Here is a 13,922-nt window from a genome sequence, read left to right on the forward strand (position 1 = left end):
TCCCTCTATTCTCCTTTAAATTCTAATTCTTTGTGGTAGTAAGTCCCAATTCTCAAGATACGTATTTCTTCATGCAAAGGTAAGAGCATACTAACTAAAATGATCAATGTACTCGGTATAGTCAAAAGCAAATTTGGAAGAGGTAGGAAGAAATTAATGAAATAGGGTAAACCAATAAAAACGATCAGGTAGAGTGCTCCTACGTTAGACTGTAAGGAAATATAATGTTTCAAAACTTTTAAAGTTGCTTTCCCAGGCTGGATATAATCTAGGTATTCTCCTTGACGTTGTAAACGTTTCGCTGTTTCTTCTGGTTCTAAGTTGATATAGGCAAATAAAATTGCAAGTAGATAAATAGCCAGCAGATAAAAGGCCAAACTTAAGGGTTTTGTAAAGTCAAATAAACTACCAAAATTTTTCGTAAAACCATGTCCAAACCAGTCTAATAACAACTGAAGCAACATAATAACACTCGAGGCATACATAATAGGCATTCCTCCTGAGGGAAGAAATTTGATAGGGAGGTAAGATTTGCCATAATAACGACTACTTAACATGACTCGATTTAGAGGCAAACGAATCTCAGCTCTCTCGCAGACCACGGCAATATAGCCCAAAATCAAAAATGAGATTGCTGCACCTACTAGAAAGACCGGTCCTCCTTTAGACAAAACAGATTGTCCTATCAATACCACTAATTGGTTAGCAAATTGTAGCAGAATTCCTGAAATAATAATAATTGTCTGCCCGCCTACTCCCTTGCTAGCATTCAAACCAGCCATCCAGATAATAACAAAGCTTCCTGCTACAACAGTTGCTAGTACAGCCATATTATAAATCCAATCATCTACTAGAAGCAAAAAGCGTCCATTTCCCGAACGAGCTGTGTACATAACAGCTATCCCCTGTAACACGGAAAAAATCAAAGTGAGAATTTTTTGGACAAAATCCGCTTTTTTCAATGACCAAGACTGGATATTCCAACTTTTATTTAAACTGATAACCTGCCAGACAATCATCGTCGTAATCCACGGACCTAATCCCAGTGAAAACATGGAAATCTGAGAGACATCTACTCCTGCTAAGGAATACAAATAGGCCAAGGGGTTTTGCTCACTTATTTGTGAAAAACCTGTATTGCCATTGTATCCTGGAAGTAAAATATGGCGACCAAGTAAATAGATCGCAATGATCAAAATTGTAAAAATTGCTCTTCGGAAAAAAATACTTGTTCGTTTTTGTTTCTTAAGACCGAAATGTTTCATCTGTCATCCTTTATTCTTTATATTTAGCAAGTCTTGCAATCGTTTTCTAGCAATGCTCATGCACTATCGTAACAGTAAGATAACCCAAGAAAACAGGTTCATCCCACTGATAAACAAGATAGGATTAACTGGCTTACCATGCTATTTCGCCTACGAAATATAGGAGCACCTCATGAGTGTAAATCTACTTGGAGCTTCTCTTCTATCCTTGAATATTTTCATGTGAGAACACCTGTTCTTCCATTTCTTCTATTTGAACACTATCAAATGCATAAACGGATTTACTTAATCCTTAAAATTTTTATAAGTATATCAACTCTGTCACCATGATTAACATCTAAAAAAACCATTCCCATACCAAATCTCTGAAAGGTAAGGAATTTTACGCTTTCTCATCTGATCATGATCCTTCGAAAGTTGAATGGATTTTATCCGATTTTTCTCATTAAAAAATCATTTATAAAAATTACCAGTGCCTACTATTGTAGCATATTTATCAATTATTTTCAAACACGACCTCTCTTTTTATAAGCGTGAAGGGTACCTTATGAAATTTGGGCAAAATCCATTTGGAATGGGATTGACTATTCTAAACATTTGTTTACTATTACAACTCAGACGAAAAAGACCAGAGCGTCACTCTGGCCTTTTCCTGTTCAGTTTAGCTTGTAACTAAACTTAATCTTCTTTTTTGCGAGTAGTAGCTGCAAGGCCTGTACCTAAGCCCAAGAGAGCCAAGCCCGCTGCTAAAGCTGACATCTGAGACTCACTTCCTGTATTTGGAAGGTGATCTTTTTCAGTTTGTGTTGCTTTTTCTTCTTGAGAGCGTCCTCCCGCTTGAGCCGGTTGGTGCGTATCTGGCTTGACAGGAACTTGCGGATTTGGTTCTCCTTGCGCTACAGCAGTTCCAACTTCCACGATACGATCTTGAGCGACTATCTTATCAAAGGTTTCTTTCAATGTACGCTTACCGTTTTCGACTTCTACTAGGTGGACACGAACGCCTTTTTGACCTTCTTGGATTACACGAATTTGCCCTGCTGGAAGTTTATCATTCTTACGTTCTTTAACTTGGAAATCAACCTTCTCTTCTTCTACTAGTAGTTCTGGTTTGTGATGAACTAAATCTCTGACACCATCAAGTGGTTGGGCTGTACCTCGCTTAGTTCCTACTTCCACGATACGATCTTGCGCAACTATCTTATCAAAGGTTTCTTTCGATGTACGCTTACCGTTTTCGACTTCTACTAGGTGGACACGAACGCCTTTTTGACCTTCTTGAAGAACACGACTTTCACCCACATAAAGTTTGTCAGTCTTACGTTCTTGAACTTGGAAATCAACCTCCTCTTCTTCTACTCGTAGTTCTGGTTTGTGATGAACTAAATCTCTGACACCATCAAGTGGTTGGGCTGTACCTCGCTTAGTTCCAACGAGAAGAACCCGGTTAACAGGAGTCTGAAGCACTTCACGGAGTTTCTCTTCACGAGTTCCGTCTGGACTTACAGATGTAAGAATGCGTTCCTTACCAACTTGTCCTTCTTGTTCTACACGACTTTCACCTACATATAGACTTGGATCTTCTTTTTCAACAGTTTGGAAGGCAAGTTCCTTTTCGACAACCTCAAGACTTGGATTCTCTTCTTGAATAGCAGGGGCTGTTTTCTCAGAAACTGGTTTTTCCTTGATCAACTGGATACGGTATTCCTTAACTTGTTTTCCACTTTCTGAAACGAGGCGAACAAGTACTGGAAGGTTATCGTCTCTGCTATCAACAACTGTTGAAGCTACTTGATTGCTTTCCTCGACTGAGACTTTTGGACGTTGACCTTTATAGGTGATTTGATAGTCTTGACGATTTTCAGCGAAATCAGGAAGTTCTTTCCCATCTACTAGAATCTTAGATGCAGTGCTTTCTTGAGGCAGTTCGCTTGGTGCAAGGAAGGTCATCTCAATCATCGCAACACCGCTCTTGTCTGCTTTACGCTCCATACGCCATCTCATAGCTTTGGCTTTCACAGCTTTAAATGTTACGTTGATTTCATCACCAGCTTCAATGTCTTTATCCGCACGATAAGGAACAGCTTCCCAGTTATCTGGATTGTTGAATGGATGGGCTGCATCGTAGGCTTGATAGTTTGAATAGTAGGTAGGCACTTCAAACTCTGGGCCAATATAACGTTCCAAAACGAGTTTAGATGGTGCATCTGTACCACTATCTGCAAAAAAATGAAGTTTGGCTTGCGCAACAGTCCGTTCTACAATCTTACCATTTTCACGGAAGATCACACCTGCTGATACTTCTGAATTAGAAGATGGTGTTGGAGACCAGTTTGTCCAACGACGATTTTCTGAATGATTTCCGTCATTGAGATAGTCCACACGGTCATGGGAGTTTCTATCAATGTCGTTAGTGGCTGAAGCAAAGGCGCGGTTACTATTTTCATTATACTCTGGGTTATTTGAAAGAGCTTCACCAAGTTTGTCTGTCACTCGTACAGTGAACTCAGCAACAAGATCACTACCAAGGACACGACCTCGAACGGTAAATTGACCTGCTTTTGTCAGATTTTCTGCTGGAACTTCTTCCCATTCAACTGCCAAGTCTTTTGTTTCGTAACCGTCTTTACCTGTGAAGTAAACAGGAACCTTAGTTGGCAATTCAAGCGGTTGCCCTACTTGTAGCAAGCGAGCTTGTTTGACCGCAGCAACTGGTTTACGAGAGAGCAAGTCTTTATTGCTTGTAAAGTGTAGACGGTATTCTCCTAGGATGTCACCATTTTCAGCCTTCGCGATAACACGAACTGGCTCACCTTCACGAACACTTGGAACGACGGTGGCGAGACCATTATTGCTAACACTTGCTGTTACTGCAGGAACTTTTCCATCTACTGATTCAAGATAGTAGTCAGTCAAATCAGGGTTAAAGTTTGCTAAGTCTTTACCGTCAACTTGGATTCTTGTTTGTCCTTGTTTAGCTGCCGCAACTTGTTTCGCAAAAATTTGTACTTCTGTGATAGACGTTCCTTTCTTGCTATCAAGTCGAACCATACGAATGCGAACCGCATAGGTCTCAACTTTATCAAAGCTGAAATGATTCATTTCTCCAGCTTTTAATTGAGCTGGTGCTTTGAGATTGCTTACCTCTTTCCAGTTTGCAGGATCGTTAAAGTCATGGTTTTCCTCACCTACAAAGCTAGGGTTTTTAGGGGCTGTTGGAACGGTCTTACCGACATAATATTCAATCACATAAGACTTCGGTACACCAACTCCGTGGTCTTCGTGGAATCCGACACTTAGATTATCAACTGAACGTTTGCTCAAAATACCTGAATCTCCGAATAGGACACCAACTGAAGCTTCTGGATTAGTACGGTTCCAGTTTGTCCAACGGTTAGCTGGGCGGTCATTAAAGGAAATCAATTTATCGTTGACGTTTGAAACAGGATCAGTTGGATTTGAGTCTGAAGCAAAGGCCAGTGGCAATTCTGAACCGGTCCATTGGTCAGAAATATTTGCCCCCTTCTCAGTTTGAGCAGATACGCGAACATGAAGTTTAGTTGTTAATTGCGTAGCTTCTAGGCGACCATTAACTGTAAAGACACCTTCCTTGGCGTATTGGTCTGGACGAATCGCATCCCAAATAACCTTAGCTGATGAAACGTGACCATTTGAATCATAGGTACGAACGCTTTCTGGTAATTGTGGTGCTTCTGCGATTGGGGTTGTCACACTAACTTCTTCAACTGAAACGATACCTTCTACAGAGACTTTAGCACGCGCCTCAAGATCAAGACCTTCAACTTTACCTAGAACTTCAAAGGTTTGATAGTGGTCGAGTTTTTCTTTTGGAATGGCTTGCCAAGTGACTTTGTGGGCTTTAGGGAAACCTTTGTCATACTCAACTGTTACTGTTGATGGAAGACTTGGTTCCTGATGCAAATCTGTGACTACATTTACTGGACGGATAGATTGCGCAACCTTCTTCTCAGTATTGGCCTGGATCGTAAGATCGATTTGACCTGTAGCCCCCTCATATTCTGCTTTGAGAGTGACTGTTCCTGGCTTATGCAGCTCAAGCATTCCTTTACGAACTGCGACTTCCCCTTCACCGCTTGTAGAGAAGGTCACTTTATCTGCTGGTAAAACTGCTTGTGTTCCGTCTTGATAGTGTGCAAGGACAGACAATTTGACTGTTTGGTCTTCTTTGAGAGCATCAGCTTTCTCCACTTGTAGGCTCAAATGGTCAATTTTTGGTGCTTCTTCAAGGAATTGAATTGCATAGGTTTGAAGCGGACCACCATCTTTTGGTTGAACATAGATGCTTGCACGCATACCGTTTGCTGCACTTGTTTGAAGGACTGTAACATCAGCATTTTCAGCACTTGCTGCGACTTCTGGCAATTGGGCACCATAAGCAAGAGTGCGGTATTGCATTGGATGTTGACTAGTGAGGCCTGTAACGGCTTCACCACCAACAGTTACAGTTGGCACTACAGGTGCTGCAGGATTGCCTTCTTCTACCACAAGGGTAGCATGAACGGTTTCGCCTCCTAGTTGGCCAGTCATTTGAATACGTGATCCTGCAACTGAAAGTTTGGCTTTATCTGCTTCCGCAATCTCCCACTTATCCACTTCGTATTCTTGAACGCTTCCATCTGTTACAGCGATAGAAACGTATTTATCAACAGCATTCAAATCTGTTCCTGGGGCAACACGTTTAACTGTTGGTAGTTCTTTCGCAATTGCTAGAACCTCAACACGAGCCTCTACTTCACGTCCGTCTGCCATGCCTTTAACTGTCACAACTCCAGCTCGGCTCACATCAACAGAAGACCATGTTACTGGACGTTTTTCACGACTGCCATCACTATAGACAAAAGCGACGGTCTTCGGCATTTTTGGTTCTTTCTCGATAACAGTACGTACTTTTGGTACCTCTGTTCCTAGAACTGTCTTTTCTTGTCCTTCTTTCTTACCAGTAAAGACTGTTACTTGACCAGATTTCAAGAGATCTGAATGAGCTGTTAGTGTGAATTTACCTGCTTGTTCAGTTGATTTGACAATGGCAACCCCTTTACCGTTAAAGGCTCTACGAATCCAAGAACCATCTGCTTGTGCCTTGTAGCGTTCACGGCTGGCTTGTTCCCCATTATCAACACCGACCAGTTGACCTTGTCCATGCAATTGGAAGCGAACCAGATTATTGGCAGTTGGTACTACATTTCCTTGACTGTCAACGATTTCGTAGTAGATGTATGTCAAGTCTTTTCCATCTGCTGCGATTGCATGTTCTTCCTTGATGAGTCGAACACCTGCTGGTTGACCTGCAGTGGTAATCTTATCACGTGCAATTTCTTTTCCAGCTTCATCGCGAGCTACAGCTTCCAAAGTACCTGGTTGGTAAGCAACCTTCCACTCAAGATAGAGTTCCTTAGCATTGGCACCTTCTTGGTAGGTACGGCCATCACTAGTTTGTTTTTTGTTGAACTTCTTAACTCCGAGAGATTGACCGTTCAAGAACAATTCTACGCTTGCAGCGTTTGAGTATGCTCGAACTGGGATTTTTCCGTCTGAATCTTCAACTTTCGATGCCAATTCTCTATTTTCCCAGTTCCAGTGAGGAAGAAGGTGTACCATTGGTTTCTTCTTGGCAGAAACCCATTGGCTTTGGTAGAGATAGAAGTCATGTTTTGGAATACCAGCTGTATCTACGATTCCAAAGTAAGAACTCTTAACTGGTGTATGGTTTTGGTTGTGCCATGGTGTTGGCTCACCGATATAGTCCGTACCTGTCCAGATAAACTGTCCAGCATAGCCAGCATTGTCGCGGTCAAAAGTCCATGAATCTGTTGCAGTTTTACCCCAACCAACACGGTCATTACCATAGTCAGACTGTTCGTAGTTACGCTCAGGTCCGTTACTATGTTTCAATTCCTGTTCAGGGCGATAGTAACTTCCACGTGTACGGGTTGCTGAAGATGTCTCAGAGCCGTAAATCAACCAGTTTGGATGTTTCGCACGAAGTTTCTTGTAGTTATCTTCTGAGTAGTTAAAACCAACTGCATCCAGTTCTTCGGCAATCTTCTCATGACCACCACTACCATCACCAAAGCGAAACTTATCTGCTCCCATGGTAACGTAACGAGTCTTATCAACATCCTTGATAACTTTGACCAAACGTTTTACAGTTGCTAGAGAATGAGCATCACCGTTGGCTTCACCGATTTCATTACCGATTGACCACATGAAGACAGCTGGGTTATTTTTATCTCTTTCGACCATAGTACGAAGATCGTAGTCTGACCATTTTTCACCTTTTCTAGCTTCTGGGTGAGTGGCATCTTTTTCAAAGAAACGACCATAGTCATAAGGTTTCTTGCCATTATACCACGTATCAAAGGCCTCTTCCTGAACGAGCAAACCAAGTTCTGCTGCGATTTGCAAGGTTTGAGGACTTGCAGGGTTATGAGTTGTACGGATGGCGTTAACCCCCATCTCCTTCATTTGTTTGAGACGGCGATATTCTGCTTTATAGTTTTCTTCTGCTCCAAGCGCTCCGTGGTCATGGTGCAAGGAAACGCCATGGAATTTAATGCGTTCACCATTTAAAGAGAAACCATCATTTGGAGTCCAGTGATAGTAACGGTAACCAAACAAATCCTTCTTAGCATCAACCAATTGACCATCACGATATACACGCGTAATCAATTCATACAAGGCAGGTTTGTCATTTAAAACTGTCCAGAGTTTTGGTTTTTCAACTTCTAAAATAGCATCTAGGCTTGTTGACTCATGTGCTTTCAAGGTACGACTTGCTGTACGAACCACGCCTGTTACAGCCTGACCACCACGTTCAACGATTTGATACTCTGCCACAAGTTCATGGTCTTTATCGTCTGTATTGACGATTTTGCTGGTCACATGAGTTTCAACCTTGCCGTGTTGCTGTTCTTCCAGTTTCGGAGTTAAGATAGTTGTACCATTTTTCTCAACATGAACCTTATCTGTCACTTGCAAGGTCACATCACGGTAAATACCACTTCCTGAGTACCAACGGCTACTTGGTTGTTTGTTAACAGCATGGACAGCAATCACATTCTCACGACCATCTTTGTGAAGGTATTTGGTGATATCGTATGAGAACTGGTTATAACCATTTGGATAATGTCCCACTAACTGGCCGTTGACATAGACTTGAGAATCCATGTAGACACCGTCAAAAGTCAAACGAACATTCTTCTTGAGGTCTTTTTCATCAAGTTTAAAGGTCTTACGATACCAAGCTTCACCACCATTTAGCTGTCCACCTTCGTTTTGAGCAGGTGATTGATGGTCAAAATCGTTAAAGATACTCCAGTCGTGTGGAAGGTCCAATTTTTGCCATGTTGATACATCGGCATCTGATTTCACAGCTTCTTTAGGATTCGCATTGAGTTTAAAGTGCCAATTTTGATTAAAATTCACTTTTCTATCTTCAATCATTTGATTCACTTCTTCATTTGTCGCAGCTTTCAAATCTTCCTTGACAGGCTTTTCTTGACTTGAAACTTGAGATTCTACCTTTGGAGCAGTTTCTTCAGGTTTTAGAGATGCTTTCTCCTCTTTTGGAGCTACAGGTTCCTCTTCTTTCACCTCTGGTTTGCTTGCTTCAATTGGAGCAGCTTGACTCTGGTCGACACTTGCAGTATCCTTGTGCTCTGCTACGGCTTGATCTTCTTTTTCCTCCACTGCCGGACTTTCCTCTTTTGCTTGTTCCACAGTGTGGGCGATAGGAGTTTCATCCGCGAAAACTGGTGATTCTCCAATGACACTTCCTCCAAATAGAACCGCACAGGTTCCAATCATAACAGAGCAAGCGCCTACGGCAAACTTACGAATGCTGTAGACTCTTTTACGATTCCAATGGCCTTTTTCCATAAAATCCTCCTTTAGTAACCGCTTCCATTTCATTGTAAGCGTATTACTTTTTCATAGTCTTTTACTCTTATTTTATAAAATAATATAGGGAATTTCAATGCTCTAAATACAAAAAATCATAATTTTGATTGTTTTTTCTAAAATTTGTAGAGGATTTTAAAAATATGAATGTAGTTTTAAAACAAAATCAAACAATTTTTGACACTCAGTTAAATATTATAAAAAAGTTCCTTTTGTAAGGAACTTTTTTACTTATAATTAAAGATTCCCCCTGCCAACTTATCAGCTAGCTTGGGAAAGAGGGTATAAAACTTATGGGCTAGGTTCAACAAAACTGGGAGATTGAGTTCCCGTTTGTTTTTTCCTATGGTTTTGACAATCTTTCTAGCGACTGCATCTGGTTCTAAGAGAAAACGGTCAACCGACTTGAGGTAGCTGCCATCTGGGTCTGCCTGGTCAAAAAAGGCAGTACGAATCGGTCCTGGATTGACCGTCGTTAGATAGACACCATAGGGCATCAGTTCGAGGCGCAGAGCGTTTGAAAATCCAATCGCTGCAAACTTTGTCGCTGAGTAGAGACTGGACTTGCTAGTCGCTATCAAACCTGCCATGCTGACGATATTGATGATATGCCCTTTTCCCCTCTCCTTCATACGAGCCGCAAGACGACGAGACAGATTCATCAGAGCAAAGGTATTGACCTCAAACATCTGGTTAATGTCTTGATTAGAAATCTGATCAAAGTCTTCAAAAATTCCATAGCCAGCATTGTTGATTAAGACATCAATTTTACCATAACGGAGATAGAGGTCAGCTACCAGAGATTCTAGAACCGAGTCATCAGTAATATCGATTTCAATCAATTCTACATGGGGATGATTTCCATATAGCTCCGACAGTTTTTCCTTGTTTCTACCTAGTAAGATGAGTTGGTCATCTGGCAAGAGTTTGACCATTTCTTGGGCTAGGCCACCGCTAGCTCCTGTAATGAGAATAGTAGACATGCTTCGTCCTTTCAATAACTGCTAGATTTCCACTTCTTCCAAGTCTTTGACCACATGGACATTTTCAAAAACAGTAGTCGCATCTTTCTTGAGCTGGCTGATATCTTTTGAGAGGAAGCGGGCGCTGATATGATTGAGCAAGAGGCGCTTGGCACCGGCTTCTGCTGCTACTTGTGCTGCCTGCATATTGGTTGAGTGACCGTGATTGCGAGCAATTTTTTCATCTCCCTTGCCATAAGTCGACTCGTGAACCAAGACATCGGCGTTGACAGCTAGACGCACACTGGCATTGGTTTTTCGGGTGTCACCCAGAATAGTAATAATCTTACCAGGTCGAGGTGCTGAGATATAGTCTGCTGCCTTGATTGCAGTTCCGTCTTCGAGAACAACGTCCTGACCGTTTTTTATTTTTCCAAAAAGCGGGCCAAACGGAACACCAGCAGCCTTAAGTTTTTCAGCATCCAAGGTTCCTTCTAAGTCCTTTTGCATGACACGATAACCAACGCAGAAAATAGTGTGGTCCAGCTCCTCTGCATACACAGTGAATTTATCGGTCTCAAGGATTTTCCCTAGAGAATCTTGGTCAAACTCATGAAAATGAATGCGGTAAGGCAAGCGAGAACCTGACACACGAAGACTGGTTAAGACAAATGACTTGATCCCTTGAGGTCCATAGATGTCCAAATCTGTCTGCTCTTCATTAGCTTGAAAGGCACGGCTAGAGAGAAAACCTGGCAAGCCAAAGATGTGGTCTCCATGCAAGTGAGTGATAAAGATTTTGCTGACCTTCCGTGGTCGAATCGTGGTTTCCAGAATGCGATTTTGCGTTCCTTCTCCACAGTCAAAGAGCCAGACTTCGTTAATCTCGTCCAAGAGTTTCAGGGCGAGACTAGAGACGTTGCGGGCTTTAGAGGGCTGACCAGCCCCTGTTCCTAAAAATTGAATATCCATTCGATACTTTCTAATTAATCAATATATAACATGGCTGTGCGATTTTCCGATCGGAAATAAGGCTTGCCAGAAAAAGAAACAGCTTCTTGTAGTAAATCCTCTTGGCTATAACCTTTGAGACGTGTGCGACCATCTGCTAAACTTTCCAAGTCTGTCAAGGCTGTGAGACTTTCTACACTAACAACTTCTTCATCTCCGACAGCTTTCATGTAAATCTTTCCAGACTCTTCAAAGACGAGTTGATGGGGGAAAATTTGCGCAATTTCAAAGAGCAAGTCAGCAGTGATTGCTTCCTCAGCTTCTGAGAAAATCCGACCAAGACCTTCTTCCTCATAGCAAAAGCCAAAGGATTTGCCAGATAGATTAAGACGAATAAAAGGCTTATTTTCAAAGGTGAAACTTGGCTCAGCATTGTAGAGGTTCAGTTCATGACTGAGTTCTGCAAAATAATCCGTCGCAGCTTCAGGACTCTTTTTCTGGTAGAGTTCAGCAAAGTAAGCATTGACTACACTCGGAGGAGGAGTAATAAGTGCCAATTGCTCCTGCTCTGTTTTACCAGCTAGAAGCTGATCCAGATAGACCTTGTCTAGACTCGTATAGCCCCCATATTTTAGAGCCAAGGTTTTAATATCAGTCATAAAATTCTTCTAACCTCCATTTATTTTTCTCCGAAATGTAGCCTGTGATCACTTCTCCATCCTCTTGATAATCACGTTCTTCAATAATCGCTACACTTTCCAAATCATGAATCTTGTAAGACTTAGAAAAGGGCACGCGCAGAGTAAATGCTTCAAAAATTTCCTTAATCTTATCTAGCAATAATGCTTGCAAGTTTTCACGACTATCCTCAGACTTGGCAGAAATGAGGGCATAAGGCGTTTGGGTAGGCGTGAAATCCTCCACCAAATCCGCTTTATTATAAAGGGTCAAGCGAGGAATATCCTCCATACCCAAGTCTTTCATAATAGACAGAACCGTTTTTTCATGTTCCTCGTGATAAGTATTGCTGGCATCAATGACATGAACTAGAAGGTCAACATGCTTGCTTTCTTCCAAGGTTGACTTAAAACTGGACACCAATTCAGTCGGTAGGTCTTGGATAAATCCAACGGTATCAGTCAAGGTTACCTGTAGATTCCCACCAAGATGGATGCTCTTTGTTGTCGCATCCAGAGTCGCAAACAGCTCGTCTGCTTCATACTGGGTCTTGCTGGTCAAGGTGTTCATAATGGTCGATTTCCCAGCATTGGTGTAACCAATCAGACCAATCTTAAAGGTGCCTGACTCCAAACGTTTTTCTCTGACTGTCGCCCGATTTTTCTCAACCACTTTGAGCTGGCGCTCGATATCTGTGATTTGATTGCGAACACTTCGACGGTTCAATTCCAGCTGACTTTCACCAGGTCCACGGGAACCAATTCCACCAGCCTGACGGCTGAGCATAATCCCCTGACCAACCAAGCGAGGCAAGAGATACTTGAGCTGAGCAAGATGAACTTGGAGCTTCCCTTCATGGCTTCGAGCCCGCATGGCAAAGATATCCAGAATCAACTGCATACGGTCAATAACTTTAACACCCAGAACTTCCTCTAAATTGACATTTTGCCGTGGTGTCAGACGGTTGTTGACAATGACAGTGGTAATTTCTTCTGCATCCACCATTCGCGCAATCTCTTCCAACTTACCAGAACCGACGAAAGTCTTGGAGTCATACTTTTCCCGTTTTTGCCTGTAGCTATCTACAACGACTGCCCCAGCTGTCTTAGCCAGACTAGCCAATTCTTCCATAGAGAGGTCAAAATTGTCCATGCCCTGCAATTCCACACCAATGAGTAGGACGCGTTCCTCTTTTTTCTCCGTTTCAATCATCTAAAAACTCCTCTATCTGGCTTAAAATGCGGTCCTGCACGCCAGGCTCTCCTATCTGATAAAAGGTGACCTGCATGCGATTACGGAACCAGGTCAGCTGACGCTTGGCAAAACGACGCGTCGCCCGCTTGAGACTATCGCTCGCTTCTTCAAGAGTTTGCTCCCCACGGAAATAAGGAAAGAGTTCCTTGTAGCCAATGCCTTTAGCAGCCTGCACATCCGGGTAATGATCAAAGAGCCACTTGGCCTCATCCAAAAGACCAGCCTCAAACATCAGATCCACTCGGTGGTTGATACGGTCATAAAGCTGACTGCGTTCATCATCCAAGCAGATAATCAATGGTTCATAAGGACTTTCCTGATTTTCCAAATCCTGACCAAAATGAGCAATTTCCAAGGCGCGCATAGCACGACGACGGTTAAACTGGGGAATTTCAAGGCCTACTTGCTCCACAAGATGGGCTAATTCATCATTTGTAAAAGCATCCAAACTAGCTCGATAGGCTAAAATATCCTCATGAGGTGTTTCCCCACCTAGATGATAGCCTTCCAACAAGCTCTGGATATAAAGCCCTGTACCACCCGCGATAATCACTAGCTTACCACGGCTTTGAATATCCTCAATAGCCTTCTTAGCTTCTGAAACAAAATCAAAAGCCGAGTAAGACTCGGTCACCTCTCTGACATCAATCAAATGATGAGGAACAGCAGCTTGCTCCTCTGGGCTAGCCTTGGCCGTCCCAATATCCAACCCTCTGTATACTTGCTGACTGTCGCCACTGACCACCTCTCCACCAAAGCGCTTGGCCACTTCAATAGCAAGGGCTGTCTTTCCAACAGCAGTCGGTCCAACAATCACAATTATTTTTGTTTTCATCTTTTTTCCTTGAAAAATTCCCATTTTTTCGTTACT

7 protein-coding genes are annotated in these 13,922 nt (G+C 42.4%); all 7 read right to left on the reverse strand.

The annotated features are described in order from the left end of the window. Window positions 1–5: 5 nt before the first annotated feature. The gene (locus tag ACVBD2_RS08135; protein WP_461685576.1) at window positions 6–1,265 is read right to left on the reverse strand and encodes an accessory Sec system protein translocase subunit SecY2; all 1,260 of its coding nucleotides are present in this window, start codon (window positions 1,263–1,265) and stop codon (window positions 6–8) included. Between the two features lie 678 nt (window positions 1,266–1,943). Then, window positions 1,944–9,185 carry an LPXTG-anchored adhesin/beta-galactosidase BgaA gene (gene bgaA, locus ACVBD2_RS08140; protein WP_461685577.1) on the reverse strand — a complete coding sequence of 2,414 codons (7,242 nt, stop codon included), beginning with the start codon at window positions 9,183–9,185 and terminating at the stop codon, window positions 1,944–1,946. Window positions 9,186–9,433: 248 nt separating this feature from the next. Next, window positions 9,434–10,189 (reverse strand): SDR family NAD(P)-dependent oxidoreductase, encoded by a 756-nt coding sequence (locus ACVBD2_RS08145; protein ID WP_125450561.1) that lies wholly within the window; start codon window positions 10,187–10,189, stop codon window positions 9,434–9,436. A gap of 21 nt (window positions 10,190–10,210) precedes the next feature. Beyond that, window positions 10,211–11,140 carry a ribonuclease Z gene (rnz, locus tag ACVBD2_RS08150; protein WP_125450562.1) on the reverse strand — a complete coding sequence of 310 codons (930 nt, stop codon included), beginning with the start codon at window positions 11,138–11,140 and terminating at the stop codon, window positions 10,211–10,213. A gap of 14 nt (window positions 11,141–11,154) precedes the next feature. Beyond that, window positions 11,155–11,778: a cystathionine beta-lyase gene (locus tag ACVBD2_RS08155; RefSeq protein ID WP_125454082.1), complete on the reverse strand. Its 624-nt coding sequence runs from the start codon at window positions 11,776–11,778 to the stop codon at window positions 11,155–11,157. Beyond that, entirely contained in the window at window positions 11,771–13,009 is a 1,239-nt protein-coding gene (hflX, locus tag ACVBD2_RS08160; protein ID WP_461685578.1) for a GTPase HflX, read from the reverse strand. Before hflX ends, ACVBD2_RS08155 begins: the two co-directional genes overlap by 8 nt. Next, window positions 13,002–13,886, reverse strand: coding sequence for a tRNA (adenosine(37)-N6)-dimethylallyltransferase MiaA (gene miaA, locus ACVBD2_RS08165; protein WP_461685579.1), 885 nt, complete (start codon window positions 13,884–13,886; stop codon window positions 13,002–13,004). The genes hflX and miaA overlap by 8 nt, the downstream gene beginning before the upstream one ends. Window positions 13,887–13,922: the final 36 nt, after the last annotated feature.

Source organism: Streptococcus sp. KHUD_018 (genome assembly GCF_054861215.1).